The 18,638-nt window shown below is 40.7% G+C and carries 18 protein-coding genes; 12 read left to right on the plus strand and 6 right to left on the minus strand.

What is annotated here, in order from left to right:
• Positions 1 to 42 precede the first annotated feature (42 nt).
• The 7 genes from CJ263_RS07065 to dgoD all read left to right on the plus strand — a co-directional run bounded on the left by CJ263_RS07065 (position 43) and on the right by dgoD (position 7,049).
• Positions 43 to 1,830 (plus strand): chloride channel protein, encoded by a 1,788-nt coding sequence (locus CJ263_RS07065; protein WP_094996621.1) that lies wholly within the window; start codon positions 43 to 45, stop codon positions 1,828 to 1,830.
• A gap of 265 nt (positions 1,831 to 2,095) precedes the next feature.
• A complete protein-coding gene (locus CJ263_RS21085; protein ID WP_199768163.1) occupies positions 2,096 to 2,791 on the plus strand; it encodes an HNH endonuclease signature motif containing protein in 696 nt (231 codons plus the stop codon).
• 59 nt (positions 2,792 to 2,850) lie between these two features.
• A complete protein-coding gene (locus tag CJ263_RS07075) occupies positions 2,851 to 3,360 on the plus strand; it encodes a hypothetical protein (protein WP_158657105.1) in 510 nt (169 codons plus the stop codon).
• A 160-nt stretch (positions 3,361 to 3,520) separates the two neighbouring features.
• Positions 3,521 to 4,948 carry a M20 family peptidase gene (locus CJ263_RS07080; RefSeq protein ID WP_094996623.1) on the plus strand — a complete coding sequence of 476 codons (1,428 nt, stop codon included), beginning with the start codon at positions 3,521 to 3,523 and terminating at the stop codon, positions 4,946 to 4,948.
• Positions 4,949 to 5,070: 122 nt separating this feature from the next.
• Complete coding sequence (locus CJ263_RS07085; protein WP_094996624.1) at positions 5,071 to 5,343, plus strand: hypothetical protein; 273 nt, start codon at positions 5,071 to 5,073, stop codon at positions 5,341 to 5,343.
• Positions 5,344 to 5,409: 66 nt separating this feature from the next.
• Positions 5,410 to 5,601 carry a cold-shock protein gene (locus CJ263_RS07090; RefSeq protein WP_094996625.1) on the plus strand — a complete coding sequence of 64 codons (192 nt, stop codon included), beginning with the start codon at positions 5,410 to 5,412 and terminating at the stop codon, positions 5,599 to 5,601.
• A gap of 149 nt (positions 5,602 to 5,750) precedes the next feature.
• Positions 5,751 to 7,049, plus strand: a complete 1,299-nt coding sequence (dgoD, locus tag CJ263_RS07095; RefSeq protein WP_094996626.1) for a galactonate dehydratase — start codon at positions 5,751 to 5,753, stop codon at positions 7,047 to 7,049.
• Positions 7,050 to 7,190: 141 nt separating this feature from the next.
• On the opposite strand, the gene CJ263_RS07100 is transcribed toward dgoD, so the two are convergent.
• Positions 7,191 to 7,634 carry a nucleoside deaminase gene (locus tag CJ263_RS07100; protein WP_094996627.1) on the minus strand — a complete coding sequence of 148 codons (444 nt, stop codon included), beginning with the start codon at positions 7,632 to 7,634 and terminating at the stop codon, positions 7,191 to 7,193.
• Between the two features lie 96 nt (positions 7,635 to 7,730).
• On the opposite strand from CJ263_RS07100, the gene CJ263_RS07105 reads away from it, so the two are divergent.
• Positions 7,731 to 9,497 carry a 1-deoxy-D-xylulose-5-phosphate synthase gene (locus CJ263_RS07105; RefSeq protein WP_094996628.1) on the plus strand — a complete coding sequence of 589 codons (1,767 nt, stop codon included), beginning with the start codon at positions 7,731 to 7,733 and terminating at the stop codon, positions 9,495 to 9,497.
• On the plus strand, positions 9,494 to 10,621 hold the full coding sequence (locus CJ263_RS07110) for a DUF3078 domain-containing protein (RefSeq protein WP_094996629.1): 1,128 nt from the start codon (positions 9,494 to 9,496) through the stop codon (positions 10,619 to 10,621). Before CJ263_RS07105 ends, CJ263_RS07110 begins: the two co-directional genes overlap by 4 nt.
• Here the strand turns inward: CJ263_RS07110 and dgt are convergent.
• A complete protein-coding gene (gene dgt, locus CJ263_RS07115) occupies positions 10,618 to 11,961 on the minus strand; it encodes a dGTP triphosphohydrolase (RefSeq protein ID WP_094996630.1) in 1,344 nt (447 codons plus the stop codon). The two genes, CJ263_RS07110 and dgt, sit on opposite strands and share 4 nt — an antisense overlap.
• 180 nt (positions 11,962 to 12,141) lie before the next feature.
• Between dgt and CJ263_RS07120 the strand changes: the two genes are divergently transcribed.
• The 3 genes from CJ263_RS07120 (at position 12,142) to CJ263_RS07130 (ending at position 15,665) form a co-directional block, all read left to right on the plus strand.
• On the plus strand, positions 12,142 to 12,525 hold the full coding sequence (locus tag CJ263_RS07120; RefSeq protein WP_094996631.1) for a carboxypeptidase-like regulatory domain-containing protein: 384 nt from the start codon (positions 12,142 to 12,144) through the stop codon (positions 12,523 to 12,525).
• A gap of 181 nt (positions 12,526 to 12,706) precedes the next feature.
• Positions 12,707 to 14,977 carry an inorganic phosphate transporter gene (locus tag CJ263_RS07125; protein WP_094996632.1) on the plus strand — a complete coding sequence of 757 codons (2,271 nt, stop codon included), beginning with the start codon at positions 12,707 to 12,709 and terminating at the stop codon, positions 14,975 to 14,977.
• The gene (locus CJ263_RS07130; RefSeq protein WP_229702441.1) at positions 14,928 to 15,665 is read left to right on the plus strand and encodes a DUF6503 family protein; all 738 of its coding nucleotides are present in this window, start codon (positions 14,928 to 14,930) and stop codon (positions 15,663 to 15,665) included. The genes CJ263_RS07125 and CJ263_RS07130 overlap by 50 nt, the downstream gene beginning before the upstream one ends.
• A gap of 3 nt (positions 15,666 to 15,668) precedes the next feature.
• Here the strand turns inward: CJ263_RS07130 and nadD are convergent, their stop codons facing one another.
• Genes nadD through CJ263_RS07150 form a run of 4 tightly spaced genes read right to left on the minus strand, consistent with a single transcriptional unit; the run spans position 15,669 to position 18,622 of the window.
• Positions 15,669 to 16,253: a nicotinate (nicotinamide) nucleotide adenylyltransferase gene (gene nadD, locus CJ263_RS07135; protein WP_094996633.1), complete on the minus strand. Its 585-nt coding sequence runs from the start codon at positions 16,251 to 16,253 to the stop codon at positions 15,669 to 15,671.
• 52 nt (positions 16,254 to 16,305) lie between these two features.
• Positions 16,306 to 16,890 (minus strand): guanylate kinase, encoded by a 585-nt coding sequence (gmk, locus tag CJ263_RS07140; RefSeq protein WP_094996634.1) that lies wholly within the window; start codon positions 16,888 to 16,890, stop codon positions 16,306 to 16,308.
• The gene (locus CJ263_RS07145) at positions 16,890 to 17,747 is read right to left on the minus strand and encodes a YicC/YloC family endoribonuclease (protein WP_094996635.1); all 858 of its coding nucleotides are present in this window, start codon (positions 17,745 to 17,747) and stop codon (positions 16,890 to 16,892) included. Before CJ263_RS07145 ends, gmk begins: the two co-directional genes overlap by 1 nt.
• A 53-nt stretch (positions 17,748 to 17,800) precedes the next feature.
• Positions 17,801 to 18,622: a 3-keto-disaccharide hydrolase gene (locus tag CJ263_RS07150; protein ID WP_094996636.1), complete on the minus strand. Its 822-nt coding sequence runs from the start codon at positions 18,620 to 18,622 to the stop codon at positions 17,801 to 17,803.
• Positions 18,623 to 18,638: the final 16 nt, after the last annotated feature.

Below are 18,638 nucleotides of genomic sequence, written 5' to 3' on the forward strand. Positions count from 1 at the left end.
TAGGTGGGATTTTTATATACCTTTAAATGAAGTTTTTCAGGAATGCCAACCCAAAACAAATCCTTACTTAAACGTTTGCTCATCTGGAGGTATAAAAATATTTCCGAGAAAACCTTCATCTATATTCTTAGCGTGGTGGTAGGACTTTTGGCAGGTTTGGCCTCGGTAACCCTTAAAAACGTCACATATTTTATTGAAGCCTCCTTGGAGAAAGGCATCATTTTCTCCCAAAACCAACTGTACTTTATCCTACCGATTATTGGGTTGACCCTTGTCTACCTCTATGTGAAATTCGTACATAAAGAGCGCTTGAAACATGCCGTTTCCTCAATTCTCTTTTCATTATCGAAAAAGCGGGGAATCATAGCCCGAAAGCAAATCCTTACCCAATTAATAGCGGCCCCGCTAACCGTAGGTTTCGGTGGTTCCGTAGGTCTTCTTGGTCCTGCCGTAGCATCGGGAGCGGCAATTAGTTCCAACTTGGGCAAATTATTCCATATCAATGCCAAGACCCGCTCTTTATTGATTGCCTGTGCCTCCGCAGGTGCCATAGCCTCCATCTTTCAATCGCCCATTGCGGCCATCATATTTGCTGTGGAGGTTTTTAGCATGGACCTCACCATGCTTTCCATGTTACCCCTATTATTGGCATCGATTTCCGGGGTGCTTACCTCCTATTTCTTTTTGGGAAACGAGGTCCTGTTCAACTTTAGTATATCCCGGGCTTTTGAGGTCAAAGACACCTTGTTCTATATTGTCTTAGGGGTAGGTACGGCCGTTGCCTCTATTTACTTTACCAAAATGTACTTTGGTATTCTCAAGCTTTTTAAACCGCTTAAAAGTCCTAAATATCGACTTTTGGTGGGCGGTCTCGCCATAGGAATTATGTTGTATATGATTCCCCCGCTTTATGGGGAGGGTTTCAGTTTTATAAACAACCTTTTAATTGGAGACCATATACAGGCCTTGGGCAAGACTCCTTTTGATCAGTATTTGGGAAATATTTGGGTGGTTATCGCTTTGTTATTCGGTATTACCATATTTAAGGCCGTGGCCATGACAACCACCTTTGCGGCTGGAGGTGCCGGTGGAATTTTCATCCCTACCATGGTCATGGGAAGTGCCCTGGGCAATGTGGTGGCCAAGGTCATCAACAACCTGGGGCTGGGATTCTCCGTATCCGAGAGTAATTTTACCCTGATAGGTATGGCCGGACTCATTGCCGGGGTGTTACACGCCCCCTTGACGGCTATATTCCTCATTGCCGAAATTACCGGCGGATACGGGCTTTTTGTACCCTTAATGATTACCGCTTCCATTTCCTATTTGATTACCAAAAACACTATCGACTACAATATTTATACCCGAGAACTGGCGGAGCGGGGCGACCTGATCACCCATAACAAGGACAAGGCCGTACTGACCCTTATGAGTCTGGACGACCTAATCGAAATGAACTTCAAAACGGTGAATCAACATATGACCCTCGGGGAAATGTTGCATGAGTCCGTAGCCAAATCTACCCGTAATATCTTTCCTGTAGTAGATAGTCATGAAGCATTGGTAGGTATTATCCTATTGGACGATATTCGGGAATTCATGTTCGATACCGCCTTGTATAAAACCACCAAGGCCATCACCTTTATGCAAAAACCCCCGGAAATCATTTTTTACGACCAGGACAACATGCAGGCCATTATGCAGAAATTCCAGGACAGCGGAGCCTGGAATCTTCCTGTGGTCAAGGACGGAAAGTATATGGGCTTTGTTTCCAAATCCAAGTTATTGACCGCCTACCGTAGGGAACTGATCAACTTTACGGGGAACTAAACCTTGGTTCAAAACCGGTACACCTTTTATTCTGGGTAACGAATTTCAACTCTTAGGTTGGTCCATAGCAGTACCCCTAGGATTTATTACTGCTACATGATTGGATGGGTCAAGCCACCCATCCCGCAATACTCAAATAAATCATTTATGGTTTTACCCCTGATAATAAAGATTGACCTTTTTCATTGCTTTTATTCCTATATTGGAGGTGTACAGATGTATTTTACATCTATATAAACAAGTTGGCAACAACCTAAAAACCGAAATGGAAGAAAGTGAATATTACAAAATAAGTAAAGAAAATGACTTGCCATTAAGGTGTCCTATTCTGAATTATTGTTCGAGAAGAGCTTGGACAATTTATTTATTTTCCGAATATTCAAAATATGACCCTAGTTTGAATATGGTTCAAGCTTTGAAAAAAGCGGGAGAAATACCGCAAGATTTTGAAGAAAACGAAATATTGGTACAAGGCGAATCACCTTCTATAATAAGAGGAAGTGATAATTACTATTTTTCAGATGTTTGTCCGGAAGTAAATTTATTTGACGGAATGAACGCTATGATTTCAGGAAAAGCCTGTTCAAAAGGCGACTATGACAAATATTATAAAGGAGAAAAAAACCGAGTTTTAAAATCTCAACACTTTTCGGAATGCCCTGAATTTAATAAATACCTGTTTGACAATGACAAAATTGGAAAACGAAGAAAAAAAACGAATAGAAGAAAAGCTATTCCATATAAGACAAAAGCACTTTTACAGAAAGAAATTAAATCTGAATGTCCGTTTTGCCCTAACAAGGATGTAGACCATTTTCAAGTACATCATATCGATGAAAACCCAGAGAATAATGAATATGGAAATTTATTAATGCTTTGTCCAAATTGCCACTCAAAAATCACAAAAGGAGACATTTCTAAAGAAACTGTTGGTAATATAAAAGTAGAACTGAATAAATAAAAGGCAGTTGCCAAAAATGGGTATAAAACATAGCGGTTTTATCACTTAATCAAAAGGAAATGAGACATACAACGTTATTGAGTGTTTGCTTATTATTAAGCTGCAATTCAGAACCGATAGAGCCATTTGAATTGTCCATTCGTGATTTCAATTACGCTTCGGCCTACTCCAAAGTGTATTCAATATCTAATGAAGAACTCAAGGTCGTTTTCAAAGGTGAATTAGAAAGTGAATCGGATACTATCTTATTTAAATCAATTGATATCCCAGCTAGAAGCTTAAGACAGCTTTCTCAAATTGACTTCGCCAATCTAAAAGCAATCTATTCAAATCAATGCGTGCTGGATGGGGATATAAAGTTGTTCACTTACAAGAAGAAAGACTCTTTAAAAAACGTTTTAGTTGAAAATTACTTTCATGAAGAACTTAGCCCGGCAATTGATATCATTAACGAATTAGTTCCAAGAGAACATCAGCTTCAATACAATGAAAAAATAATTAAGGAGCTTATGCAGGGTTGCGAAGAAATATTAATAATGGAGAACTTCCCTGATATTCAAAAAAACTAAATAAGTATGAAAACAAAGAACTGAGTTAAAACACAAGCCCTTTGAGTTTAATTAAAGACATAATTCTTAGCCTTTGGCAGTACACTTTTACGTATTTATCCATCCCAGAATTTCATACCTTTAGAGGTACCAAACAAGTTATTCCTAAACAACCAACCCAATGAAAAAAGTCCTTTTATTCACATTGATCGTAATTCTGATTATCGCTGGCATTCTAGTCTTCAACACCCTACAATTGAGCTCTAAACAAGTAGCTTCCCAACCAGTAGAGGAAGTAACGTTTCCAGAGGATATATTTCAAAACCTATCCAAAGGCTTGCAATACAAGACCATCTCCTTTAGTGAGGATGCCATACAGGATTCTACGGCCTTTTTTGGCTTTCATAAATTTTTGGAAGAAACCTTTCCTTTGGTGCATGCAAATCTGTCCCTCGAAAAAATTAATACCTATAGCCTTTTATATACATGGAAAGGTTCCGATGCTTCCAAAAAGTCCCTTATCCTTATGTCGCACCAAGATGTAGTTCCCGTAGATCAGCCTACATTGGAGGATTGGGAAGCAGGTCCGTTTGAAGGCAAGATAACCGATACCCATATCATTGGAAGGGGAACCTTGGATGATAAGGGCACCTTGATAGGCTTATTGGAAGCCGTAGAAAAATTATTGGAAGAATCCTTTGTACCCTCACAAACCATTTACTTGGCTTTTGGACACGATGAGGAAGTTGGCGGTGGCAAAGGTGCCGCCGAAATTGCAAAACACTTAAAGGCGAAAGGTGTCAATGCAGCCATGGCGTTGGATGAAGGTGGTTTTATTGCGGAAAATTTGGTTCCTGGTATAGAAAACCCCGTGGCTATGGTCAATCTGGCCGAAAAAGGGTTTGCTTCCTTTAGATTGATTGTGGAAACAAAAGGGGGACACAGCTCCCAACCCCCTAAGGAAAATACTATTGGAATACTTGCTAAGGCTATTGTGGACCTTGAAAACAATCAGCTACCCTATAAGCTGGTAAAACCTATAGACTATCAGTTAGAATATATGGGGGCGGAATTGCCTTTCTTTAAAAAAATGGCTTTTGCCAATCCTTGGTTATTTAAAACCCCTATCCTGGAAGCCCTAAATGCCCATACCACCACAGCACCTACCATTGTAAGTGGCGGTGTCAAAAACAACGTGATACCTACTGTTGCGGAGGCAACGATTAATTTTAGGATACTTCCGGGAGAATCCATAGAGTCCGTACAAGAACATATAGAAAATACAGTTTCGGATAAAATAAAGGTGGAACCTGTGGGGTTTTTGACCAACCCATCCAAGGTTTCCAGTATCGATTCCAAGGCCTATAAAACACTGGAGCAGACCATACGTAACCAATTTTCAACTAGCGTAGTAGTCCCTGGTTTGGTGGGCGGCGGTACCGATGGACGCTATTTTTATGAAGTTGCGGACGATGTATTCCGTTTCTACCCCATACGCCTAGCTCCGGATAGTATGACACGATTTCATGGTATAGACGAAAAAATAAGTAAGGAGAACTACAAGGAAATTGTGCAGTTCTCCTACCAACTCATTAAAAATTTTAAGTAGGACGTTCTCTTAAACTTTCTGTAAATGAGGATGGAATTCGTGCAACGGGAATTGCAGTACTTCCAATTTCCAAGGATTAAACTTCCTACAATGATTCGGGCCATAATTCCTAACTTTGCCCCATGAAGTATTTGATTACGCTTATCGTTTTGACTTCCTTTGGCTGCATCATCTACGGTTTTAATCTCGACCCATCCAAAGAGGATACGGCACATAAATTTATTGGTGGTGGTACAGTTGGACTCTTTTTAATTGCCATGCCCTTATTTTTGATCAAGGAAAGCCGGGGTAAAAAAATGAACGACTATATGTTGACCGAGGAAAACATTCGAAAAATGCAGGGGAAATCGACAAAAAACACTGAAAATCAACAGTTTCCAAAGGATAAAAAATAAATTTTACCCGTTACTTGCCCTAAAAATTCTTAAATTAGAATATTAATTCTATAATTTTTTATTTTAATGACTGGTACAGTAAAATTTTTTAATGAATCCAAAGGTTATGGGTTTATTACGAACGACGACACGGGAAAAGACATATTTGTCCATGCGACCGCTCTTAACGGAACGGAAATCAGGGAAGGAGACAAAGTAGAATACGTTGAGGAAGAAGGCAGAAAAGGTATAGTTGCAGGACAGGTTACTGTCCTTTAATTTACGTATTGCATTTTGAAACAGGAACCACGCCATGCGTGGTTTTTTTATTGCTAAAGTTCTGGGTTAAAACAATCATTCGGAAACCGATAAGTTGTTGGCAGCCATGGTGTTTATCATTATCTTAGGTCATTAAATGTTATTCTGATATGAAAGATTTTACGCGTCGCCATTGGTTAAAAGGGATTTCGCTTGGGGTGGCAGGCCTAATGATACATGAAAGGACTCACGCCAAAAGCTCTCGTCATCTTAATGATGTTACCGCCCTTATAGATCCAAAAGATGATTTAAAAATAACCAAACTGGAAATCATTCCGGTCCATACCCTGAGAACCATATTCGTAAAAATGCATACAAATGCGGGAATCATCGGGTTGGGAGAAGGCACTGTGGAAGGTAGGGTACCCACGACAATGACCGCCATAAAGGAACTGGAGGAATACCTAATAGGTAAGGATCCAAGGTTGGTAGCCCACCATTGGCAAGCAATGTACCGCCATGCCTTCTATAGAGGCGGAATTATTCTTACCTCTGCACTCTCAGCGGTAGACATTGCCATGTGGGACATTAAAGGTAAAGCCTTAGGTGTACCCGTATATGAGCTTTTAGGTGGTCTTACCCGGGATCGTATACGAGTGTACGGCCAGGCCCAAACCCCGGAAGGCGCAAAAAAAGTGATGGCAGAAGGTTATACTTCTATGAAAGTGGGTGTAACTAGTAGTAGGGGTCGGCTTTCACGTTATGTAGAAAATCCGGATTTCATAGCCGGTGCAGTTGAAAATATCCGAGCTATACGAGAGGTAATCGGACCCAAAGTGGATATGGGAATTGAGCTACATGGTGATCACCAACCCCAGACTGCTATGTTATTAATCAAAGCCCTTGAAGAATTTCAACCTTGGTTTTATGAAGAACCTATACAATTCCAAAATCTTCCCCTTATGGCGGAAATGGCCAAAAAGACCCATATTCCATTCGCAACCGGGGAACGTATGGTTACAAAATGGCAATTCCGGGAACTTCTGGAATTGAAGGCTGCCTCATTACTGCAACCCGATATTACGCACTGTGGAGGAATTACGGAACTTAAAGCGATTTCTACATTGGCTGAAGCACACTACGCAGGCATGCTGCCTCATGCAAAGGAAGGAATTATTGGTGCGGTCGCTTCTATGCACGTAGCAGCTTCCATTCCCAATTTTGTATGTCATGAACTCCCAAGTCTACAAGCGGCTCCGGAAGATGGCGTGGAACGCAGCTACCTCGGAAAGAGCTATATTAAAAAACCGCTTACCATGAACAAAGGAGAAATTATGGTAGCTGGAAATTTTGACGGACCTGGACTCGGCCTAGAACTTGATGATAATATTGTGGAAAACGAAAGGAACGTCCCTGAGTGGGAGTTTCCGGAAATGTGGGATACAGATGGTTCCGTAAAAGACCATTGAGTTTTTCTGGACTACTAGAATCGATTTAAATCAGAAAAATCTAATTTTCTTAGGCTTGCCGGAATGATTTCTTGTATTTACTGAACTAATTATAAGGTAGAAATTTTATGATCAGCCAAGGAATTCACAAAAAGTGAAAGACTACTTCCGCTTCTTTTCAAAAAACTGTTTTAAAAGAATTGATGCATCTTCTTCCAAAACCCCTCCAACTACTGTCGTTTTAGGATGCAAATGGGTACCCATGATCCTAAAACCACGCTGAGGGTCCGATGCCCCGAACACGATTTTAGAAATTTGGCTCCAATATAGTGCCCCTGCACACATTTGGCAGGGTTCCAAGGTGACATATAAGGTACAATCCCTAAGATATTTACCCCCCAGAAAATTGGCCGCTGCTGTGATAGCCTGCATTTCGGCATGTGCCGTAACGTCGTTCAGTTTTTCGGTAAGGTTATGTGCCCGAGCAATGACCCGATCTTGTATAACAACAATGGCTCCCACCGGAATCTCATCTTGTTCAAAAGCGTATTGGGCCTCCTGAAGGGCCTTTTTCATGAAATAGGAATCATCAAAAGGTGGTATCATACCCCAAAAATACAATAAGAAGAACTGGACTACTAGTAATTAAAAACAATTGTTTTGGTACATAAAAGAAGTATTTTTGCGACGTATAAATTTCTTGTGGACTCACTTCTAGCACATATCAATACCCCAAAGGACCTTAAAAAACTTACTGCGGACCAACTGCCTCAAGTGGTACGGGAGTTAAGGGAGTTCATCATTGATATTGTGGCTACAAAGGAAGGGCATCTAGGAGCCAGTTTGGGTGTTGTTGAGCTCACCGTGGCCCTGCACTACGTTTTTAACACGCCCGAGGACAAACTTATTTGGGATGTGGGCCACCAAGCTTACGGACATAAAATCCTAACCGGCAGAAAGAAAATATTTGAAACCAATAGGCAGCTTAATGGTATCAGTGGTTTTCCAAAAATGGCGGAAAGCGATTATGATGCCTTTGGTACCGGACATAGCTCCACCTCCATTTCTGCCATCTTGGGCATGGCTATGGCCTCCAAGTTAATGGGAGAACTTGATAGGCAACACATTGCGGTTATAGGGGATGCCTCCATTGCCAGTGGTATGGCCTTTGAGGGACTCAACCATGCCGGAGTTACGGATACTAATATTCTTGTCATCTTAAACGACAATGCCATTGGAATAGACCCTAGTGTGGGTGCTTTAAAAAAATACCTGACCAATGTTAAAAAGGGTACGGCCAAGGATGAAAATATTTTTGAATGCCTCAATTTCAATTATTCCGGTCCAATTGACGGGCATGATCTAAATACCCTGATACGCGAATTGGAGCGATTAAAATCCGTTCCGGGACCAAAATTGTTGCATGTTATCACCACCAAGGGAAAAGGACTTCAAAAAGCAGAGGAAAATCAGGTTACCTATCATGCCCCAGGAAAATTCGATAGAACAACAGGGGAGCTTCTTAAAAAGAATGATGACCCTCAACCTTTAAAATTTCAGGATGTTTTTGGCCATACGTTGGTGGAACTTGCCATAAAAAACAAAAAGATTGTAGGTATCACTCCGGCCATGCCTACGGGCAGTTCCTTAAAATATATGATGGAAGCCATTCCGGAACGCGCCTTTGATGTGGGAATCGCAGAACAACATGCCGTGACTATGGCCGCTGGAATGGCCACGGCAGGTCTGATTCCCTTTTGCAACATTTACTCTACTTTCCTCCAACGTGCCTATGACCAAGTGATTCACGATGTGGCACTTCAAAATATACCGGTCGTTTTTTGTTTGGATAGGGCGGGCCTAGTAGGTCAGGATGGCCCCACACACCATGGTGTTTTTGATATTGCCTACCTCCGCTGCATTCCCAATTTAATCCTTTGCGCACCTATGAACGAGGTAGAACTTAGAAATATTATGTACACGGCCCAATTGGGACTGCAAAACCCTATTGCCATTAGGTACCCTAGAGGCAGGGGAGTGCTTCTAGATTGGCAAATGCCCTTTGAAGAGATGTCTATTGGCACATCTTTTGAGGTGAAAAATGGAACAAAAATCGCCATACTGAGTACTGGCACCATTGGAAATAAGGTGACCCATTTACTTAGAGAAATTAAAAACAGCCAAAGCGTGGGACACTATCATTTTCCTTTTATTAAACCCTTGGACACAAAACGTATACAGCAAATTTTAGAAAATTACGAGCATATTCTAACCTTAGAAGATGGCTCTGCCATTGGAGGATTTGGGAGCGGAGTCTTGGAAGAGGCGAACCGTTTGGGAGTCCAAAAAACCATCAAGGTGTTTGGCGTTCCGGATGATTTTATCACCCATGGAACGCAAGAAGAATTATACCATTTGGCACATATAGACAATTCATCCGTAAAATCGTACTTAGAAACCCTATTATGAAAAAAGTAGTTTCACGTAAATCCAAACCGTTATACTACCTTCTATTCTTTATTTCAATAGTTGCATATTCCCAGGACACCATACCCTCGCCCATAGTGCCGGATACTGTTTTGATAGACACTACTGTGGTGGATACGATTGTAATCCGAAAGACACAGGAAAAAATAAAACATATTCCCAGGGGCGTAAATTTGATGAACCCGGTCATCTCCTTTAAACGTACCAAACCGTTAAAGGACAAATATGACCCTTTTCGTGTTCCTTCTTTTTGGACCAAGGAAAACCTGTTGGGCATCAATCTGAGCGAGGTAGCTTTTGTCAACTGGAACGCTGGGGGTGATAACGCAGTGAGCGGACTTGGATTTCTAAAATTCGTACGAGACTATAAGTTTAGGTATTTCAAATGGGACAATATTGTTGAACTGCGCTATGGTCTCAATGCTCAGGAAGGTAGAAAAATGAGAAAAACCGAAGATGTCATTCGCCTTAGTTCTAATTTGGGCTATAGAAGGGATACCATCAGCAATTGGTATTATTCCGTTCAATTGAATTTTAACACCCAATTCTCCAATGGTTATAAATATCCCGATAGGGATAACCCCATTTCAAGGTTTATGGCCCCGGGATATCTTTTCTTTGGTGCTGGTACCTCATACATTAGCAAAAACCAAAGGTTCAACCTGTACATGTCGCCAATAACCCAAAAATCCACATTTGTATTAGATCAGGATTTGGCTGACAAAGGAGCTTTTGGTGTCGAGAAAGCCATTTTGGACAGTAATGGAAATGTGATAACCCCCGGGGAGAACCATCGGTTGGAGCTAGGTATATTGATAACGCATAAATGGGAATTTAACATTGCCGAAAATATTGACATAAACAGTCGGCTTAACCTATATACCGATTACCTTAGAAGCTTTGGCAATGTGGACGTGGATTGGGAATTGAATATAAAAATGCGCGTCAACAAATACATTCTCACCACCTTGGGAACCCATTTAATCTACGATGATGATATCCTCTTTGACGAGGTTCAAAACGAAGCGGGCATAGTTACGAATCCCGGTATTCCCAAAATACAGTTCAAACAGGTGTTGGGGGTAGGAGTCGCCGTTGATTTCTAAAGCTGTTTGCCAGTTATTTTATTATGGATGTGTACGGCCGAGCTATCGGATAGACTGGCTACATAACAACAGGTGTTCAACAAAATCTCATAGAGGGAAAGATCGGTTCTCCTATAAAATTCCGGCAAAGTCTGTAAAACCAAATGGTGATAGTTAGAGGCCTTGTTTTCCATTTTTTGTACCAATGCATCGGTATAGACCTCCAAGATATCGGCAATGACCTTATATCCGGCAATCTCTTTCTCTATAACCTCTTGGTTCTTATACACCTTCTCTACACTTAAGCTTATAATATCCCGTATCTGGGCGTCATACTTGCTTTTATCCATTAAGGACATTTCAAATGTACCATTAAGTATATTTTCTTCATTGTCCATGAAAATTGCAACCGCATCTTTAATAAGTGTATTAATGGCCAAAGCCCTTAAATAACTAATACGATCTTCCTTGTACTCAAGAGTATTATACTTTTTGGTATTTATAGAGTCTTTAACCAGTTTAATGAGGTATTCCAAAGCATAATCTTCGGATATTAATCCCAAGTTTATACCATCTTCAAAATCGATAATCGTGTAACAGATATCGTCTGCAGCTTCAACCAAAAAGGTCAGGGGATGACGGGTAAAAGCAATATCATTACTGTCACGTGTTTGAATAAGGCCCAAATCTTCCGCCACTTCCAAAAACGCATTTCGTTCCGACTGAAAAAACCCGAATTTTTTATCCGCTATGTGTTTTGTGGGTCTTTTCGGAAGGGATTCCTTGGGGTATTTCATAAAGGCTCCTAAGGTAGCATAACTTAAACGCAACCCGCCGGGAACTCCTGCCCTATCCTGCGTAAGCAATTTAAAGCCATTGGCATTCCCTTCAAAGTCAATAATGTCCTGATATTCCTTGGGTGACAATTGGTCCTTATACACCTTTCCCTTGCCGTTTTTAAAATATTCCCCAATGGCCTTTTCCCCACTGTGGCCAAAAGGCGGGTTGCCTATGTCATGGGCAAGGGCCGCAGCGGCCACAATGGCCCCAAAGTCATTGAATTTATAACCATGAATCTCCTTTAAATGAGGGTGCTTTTCTAGGATTTTTTGGCCTGCCAACCTCCCAAGGCTTCTTCCTACTACAGAAACTTCAAGACTATGCGTCAACCGAGTGTGGACAAAGTCCGTTTTAGATAAAGGAATTACCTGGGTTTTGTCCTGCAAGCTTCTGAACGCCGCAGAAAATATAATGCGGTCATAATCCACATCGAAACCTAAACGGGTTTCGTTCTGTTCATTCCTAATTCTTTTGTTGACATCGCCCTTTCTGCGCAGAGACAGTAATTGTTCCCAATTCATGTACCTTATTTTAATCCCGCAAGATACATTATTTGCCGTGTAGAAATAATCTTGAGCCTATAGTTCCTAAAAGGTAACCCCTACATTAACCTTAACCTTTTGCAAAGATATTAATAACCCATACATAACCTTAACTTAACCTTAAGTGGTTTTATTTGCAAGCAAATAAACTGATTGAAGATGAGAATACTATTCTTTGTGATGATTGCCCTGGTAACCACCTTTACCTATGCCCAATCCACCGGGTCCATTCGCGGAAAAATTTTAGATAAGGAAATGTTTAGTGAACCTTTGCTAATGGCAACGGTTTCCTTAAAAAATACTGATTTGTCCGATCAGACAAATTTCAACGGTAACTTTGAGATTACAGAAGTCGCACCTGGTAACTATACGTTGGCAATCAATTTTTTAGGTTACGAGGGCCTGGAAATTCCTGTAGAAATAAAGGAAGGCCAAGAAGTTGAAATCTTGGAATCGTTAAAGGCCAAAACGTTATCAATGCCCATCACGGCAGAAAGCTCAGAAAAATTGACATCTGATCGTTCTTCTGGTCCACTTTATTAAATTGTTCTTTTGGGAATACTATAAGAGTCCAAAGTTCAAGTTGTTCCAGATTTATTTCCTATTTTCATCGGCAATTGTTGAATGAGAAATATACAAACGAGCGTTCCTCATTTACTTCATAACCTTTTATTAACCTGATTGAAGAATTATAATATCATTTTTGCATTTATTTAATTTTTAGATGGGAGAAAACATTTACCTCTTCATGATCATTGCCCTGGCCGTATTGGCCATTACGGATTTGGTGGTCGGAGTAAGTAATGATGCGGTCAATTTTTTAAATTCAGCCATTGGTTCCAAGGCCATATCCTTCCGGACCATCATGATCGTTGCAAGTATAGGAATCGCCTTTGGTGCCATCTCGTCTAGCGGTATGATGGAAGTGGCGAGAAAAGGAATTTTCAATCCAGGTGAATTTGTGTTTGCAGAAATTATGATTGTTTTTATGGCCGTAATGATTACGGACATTCTTCTTTTAGATTTTTTCAACACCTTGGGCATGCCCACATCCACAACGGTTTCCATTGTATTTGAGCTTTTAGGGGCGGCAGTCGCTATATCCATTGTTAAAATTTACGCAGATGACGGCAGTATTTCAGATTTGGCTAACTATATTAACACTGACAAGGCCACTGAAATCATCCTGGGTATTTTGCTATCTGTAGTTGTAGCATTCACCATTGGCGCTATAGTTCAATTTTTAAGCCGAATCCTGATTTCATTTAAATTCAATGAAAAGCCCAAATGGTACGGTGCCGTTTTTGGGGGTGTTGCCATTACCGGTATCATCTATTTTATATTGGTCAAAGGTCTAAAGGGAACATCTATTCTACCTGCGGAAATAACTGAATTTATTGCTACCCAAGCATCCTTGTTCATCCTAATAAATTTTGTTTTTTGGACGCTGGTATCCTACATTGTTTCCGCGTTTCTCAAATGGAACATCTACACCCTTATCATTGTTTTGGGAACTTTTGCACTGGCTATGGCCTTTGCGGGTAACGATCTTGTCAATTTCATAGGGGTACCCTTGGCCGCATTGGAATCTTTTATAAGTTGGAAAAGTTCTGGAATCCTACCTACGGAATTCAATATGAAGGGACTCTCGGCTGCCGTACAAACCCCTACCTATCTTCTTCTTTTATCTGGAGTAGTAATGATCATTACCCTATGGTTTTCCTCCAAAGCGAAGAGTGTAGTAAAGACCAGTGTAGACCTGTCCAGACAGGATGAAGGCGACGAACGTTTTGAACCCAATTTTCTATCACGCCAAATTGTAAAGTATACCATTAGGGCATCTGAGAACCTGAGCGGGATTATCCCAAAAGTCGTTCAGGACAAAATCGACAAGCAATTCGAAAAACCCTACGTGTATATACCCAAAAGCAAAGTGAAGGATTTACCTGCCTTTGATTTGGTGCGCGCCTCCGTAAACCTAATGGTGGCAAGTGTTTTGATTTCCTTGGCCACTTCCATGAAACTACCCCTATCTACTACATATGTGACCTTTATGGTCGCTATGGGATCTTCTTTAGCCGATAGAGCCTGGGGGCCAGAAAGTGCCGTCTACAGGGTTGCAGGTGTACTCAATGTAATTGGTGGTTGGTTTTTTACGGCTTTTAGTGCCTTTACTGCAGCGGCGATCATTGCATATTTCATACATCTTGGTGGCATTTTTGCCATTGGAGCGCTTTTGATCCTTGCCTTTCTCTTGATCGGTAAGAACTATTTATCACATTCCAAAAAAATGAAGGAGACCAAGTTGGAGGAAAAATTACAGCGTGCGGAAAGTAATACCATCATAGGACTGATAGAAGAAAGTGCCTCCAACATTGCACTTTCCATGAAAAGGGGAAACAAAATCTACACACAAAGCATCGACGGACTTGCAAAGCATGATATCGATACCCTAAAAAAGGGGAAAAAGGGTATTAATAAATTAGACAAGGAGGTCGAAGACCTTAGAAACAATATCTTTTATTTTATAAAAAATTTGGATGAATCCAGTATAGGAACCAGTAATTTCTACATCACTGCACTTAGTTATTTGCAGGACATGACCCAATCCTTGGAATATATATCCAAAGCAGGTTATAAGCATGTTCATAACAACCATAAGAGGCTTCGTTTTAATCAAATCAAGGATTTAAAGGAAACAGAATCCTATGTTGAGGACCTATTTAAAAGCATCCAAGAAATTTTTGAGAACAAAAGGTTTGAAAAATTGACCCCACTTCTCATGAACAGACAGGAATTGCTAAACAAACTCGACGCTAAAATCGCCAAGCAGGTAGAACGCACCCGATCTGATGAATCGAGCCCTAAAAACACCGCACTTTATTTTAGTCTTTTGTTAGAGACCAAGGATTTATTGACGGCCATTATGAACCTAATTGAGATTTATGAAAAGTATTCAAATTCTAAAGTGGTTTCTTCCAGTACTTTTCTTTAACGTTTTACAAGGTAATGCCCAAGAGCAATTAACCGGAACCCAACTTTTGGATAAAGCCATTGCCTATCACGATCCAAACGGTCATTGGAAACAGTTTATAGGGAAAATGGACATTATCATGACTACTCCGGATGCCGAAACCCGAAGGACCCAGTTGGAACTGAATCTACCTTCCAGCTATTTTAAATCCTCTGTTAGAAAAGGCAATAACACCGTGGACTATATACTGGACAAAGGGAAATGTGAGCTATTGCTCAATAAGAGTAATGCAATTGCGGACAATTACCGAGATAGCCTTCAAATTACCTGTGACCGGGCTAAAAAAATGAAGGATTACTATACATATCTCTATGGCCTTCCCATGAAATTAAAAGACCCAAGCACCTTAATTGACCCCAAGGTGCTTAGAAAATCCTTCAAGGGAAAGGATTATTTGGTTTTAAAAGTAAAGTATGATGAAAACGTTGGCAGTGACACCTGGTACTTTTATTTTGATCCAACCAATTACAATATGGAGGTCTACCAATTCTACCACGATGAGTCCAAAAACGATGGCGAATACATACTGCTTTCAGAAGAAATGTTGGTCAAAGATATAAAAATGCCCAAGGTCAGGGCTTGGTACTATAACAAGGATAATACCTATCTAGGCACCGATGATCTGGTTAAGGCAAACGCTTTGGAGTAACCGCTACCGATAAAAATTCATCTCATCCATATATTTCCAAACGGCCGGTGGCAACATCGGTTTAATATTGTTGCCCTTTTTATGCTCTCTTCGAATGAAAGTGGATGAAATTTCCATAATAGGGGCACCTACCCTATGGATTTTGGGATGGTCCTTAAATTGATGCTCGATTTTACCTTCTGATATCCTTGGGTATACATAAATAGAATATCCATCCAAAATCATTTCATAATTACGCCATTTATGGAAACTCTTTAGGTTATCCTCGCCCATAATAAGACAAAACTCGTAGTCCTTCGGATACTTTTCCGACAAATGAACCAAGGTGTTGATGGTATAATTGGGTTGGGGAAGGTCGAACTCGATCTTGGACGGTTTCAATTTGGGGTAATCCTCCGTAGCCTCCAATACCATTTGATATCTATGGTGATTGTCCAAAAGAGATTTCTTGACCTTAAACGGACTTTGGGGTGTAACTACGAACCAAACCTCATCCAAGTCTGAAAACTCCACCATATGGTTCGCAATGACCATATGACCGATATGAATGGGGTTGAAAGTGCCAAAAAATAGACCCACTTTCTTCATATGTCAAATGCCTTTACTTGAAATGATTTAAAACATAGGGCATGATACTGCACTATTCCTTTTTCTTGACGCCTACAAAATCCGCGACCAATTCCTCCGCTTCCTTTAGGGCCACTTTTAAATCATAGTTTTTAATGATTTTATCAAATTGGGGTGCCGTGGCCAATTCTACGGATGCCTTGGCAATCCGCATATTGATTTTGTCGTCGCTCTCGGTACTGCGCTTTTTCAACCGTATTTTAAGCTCGTCCACACTGGGAGGTTTTACAAAGACGGCCAAAGTAAGGTCCGGATATTTCTTTTTAATACGTAGGCCACCCACAACATCGATATCGAAAATGACATTCTTGCCCTGTGCCCACAAACGTTCGACCTCACTCTTTAAGGTTCCATAAAAATTATCCCGGTATACTTCCTCCCATTCCAAAAAATCATCGTTCTTGATATGGTTCTTGAACTCAGATACAGACATAAAGTAATAATGCTCCTTATTCTTCTCCTTTCCCCGTCTTGGTCTGGAAGTAGCGGATACGGAAAAGGCCAAATTAAGTTCCGGGCATCCCAATAGATGCCGGACAATGGTCGTTTTTCCACTTCCTGATGGAGCCGAAAATATGATCAGTTTTCCTCCCTCCATTAGAGTACATTTAGCATTTGTTCCTTTATTTTCTCCAGTTCGTCCTTCATCTGCACCACTAATTGCTGCATAGGGGCATAATTTGCCTTGGAACCTATAGTGTTGATTTCACGCCCTATTTCCTGTGAAATAAAGCCTAATTTCTTTCCATTACTATCGTTGGATTTTAAGGTCTTTTCAAAATAGTTCAAGTGATTGGCCAAGCGAACTTTCTCCTCCGTAATGTCATATTTCTCCAAATAGTAGATCAATTCCTGTTCAAAACGGTTCTCGTCCAACTCTACTTTGATATCCTGTACGGCCTTCTCCAATCGTTCCCTTACGTTGGACTGCCTTTCCGGATCCATCTCCATTACCTTGTCCAATAGTTGCTGTAATGCTTCTATGCGCTCTAAAAAGTCCTTTTCGAGAACATTTCCCTCTTCGGACCTGAATATATTGATTTCTTCAAGCGCACCGTCCAATGCCTTCAAAATGGCGGCATATTCCTCCTCGTCGATGTCATCCCTATCGGTACGCATAGCGTCCGGTAATCTAAGTGCCATTTCCAATAATTGAATATCCTCACCATCGGCAATGGATTTCAATTGTTTCATATATTGCTTTACGACACTTTCGTTGACCTGTCCAGAAGCCTCGTCACCAGTAATTTCTACATATAGGTTAAAATCGACCTTACCACGTTGCAGTGCGTTTGCAATCAACTTTCTAAGCTCCAACTCCTTTTCACGATAGGCAGAGGGCATCCTCGCATTTAAATCAATGCTTTTACTGTTCAAGGATTTTATTTCAACTGTAATCTTTTTAGTTGGAAGCTGCACCACATGCTTTCCAAATCCAGTCATGGATTGAATCATAGGTCAAATTTAAATTCGTGGCAAAGGTAACTTTTTAGATGGTATTATACCCGTCACAGCTCCCTCACCCAAATATTACGGTAACTCACCCGGCTATCGTCACCATGATCCTGTAAAAGTATAGGTCCTTTTCCGTGGGGAGGATTTTTGGGCCACCCAATATAAGGTGTAGTTCCCTTTATTTCCGTATGATCCTGGATAACAACACCGTTTTGCAATACCGTTACCGTTCCCGATTTTATTTTGCCTCCATCGGCATTGAATTCCGGTGCATGGTATATAATGTCATATACATTCCACTCCCCTGTGGGAACCGAGGCCATAGCAAGTGGCGGACCTTGCTTATAAAGCGATCCCACTTGACCGTTCACATAGGTCGGGTTATCATTTTGATCCAATACTTGTATTTCGTATATTCCGTTTAGAAAAACACCACTGTTTCCCCTGTGCTGTCCTTCCATTTGAACAGGTAAAGGAGAGCGCCATTCAATATGAAGCTGAATATCGCCAAAATTCTGCTTGGTCTGAATATCCCCGGTCTTATCATTTACCGTCATACTTCCGTCCTTATTCACATGCCACTTTGCGGCCGTACTGTCTCTGGAAGAAATCCAATTGTCCAAATTACTCCCATCAAATAATACGATTGCGTCACTAGGAGCCCCATTTTGGGAATATGGTTTCACCTCTTTCACTTTTGGCTCATAATACTCCGTTTCCTCAGGTTTGGTAGGTTCTGTTCCACTGTACTCCTCGTAGGTGATAACTTGGTCCTCGACCATAGCTTCTGGTTCTTTAGCTACCTCCTCAACCTTTTCCTGACAGGATATTATTAATAGGGAGGTTAAAATCCCTGTAAAATAAAATCGTTTCATTCTATAATAAGTATTG

This window comes from Maribacter cobaltidurans (assembly GCF_002269385.1).
Lineage (GTDB): Bacteria > Bacteroidota > Bacteroidia > Flavobacteriales > Flavobacteriaceae > Maribacter > Maribacter cobaltidurans.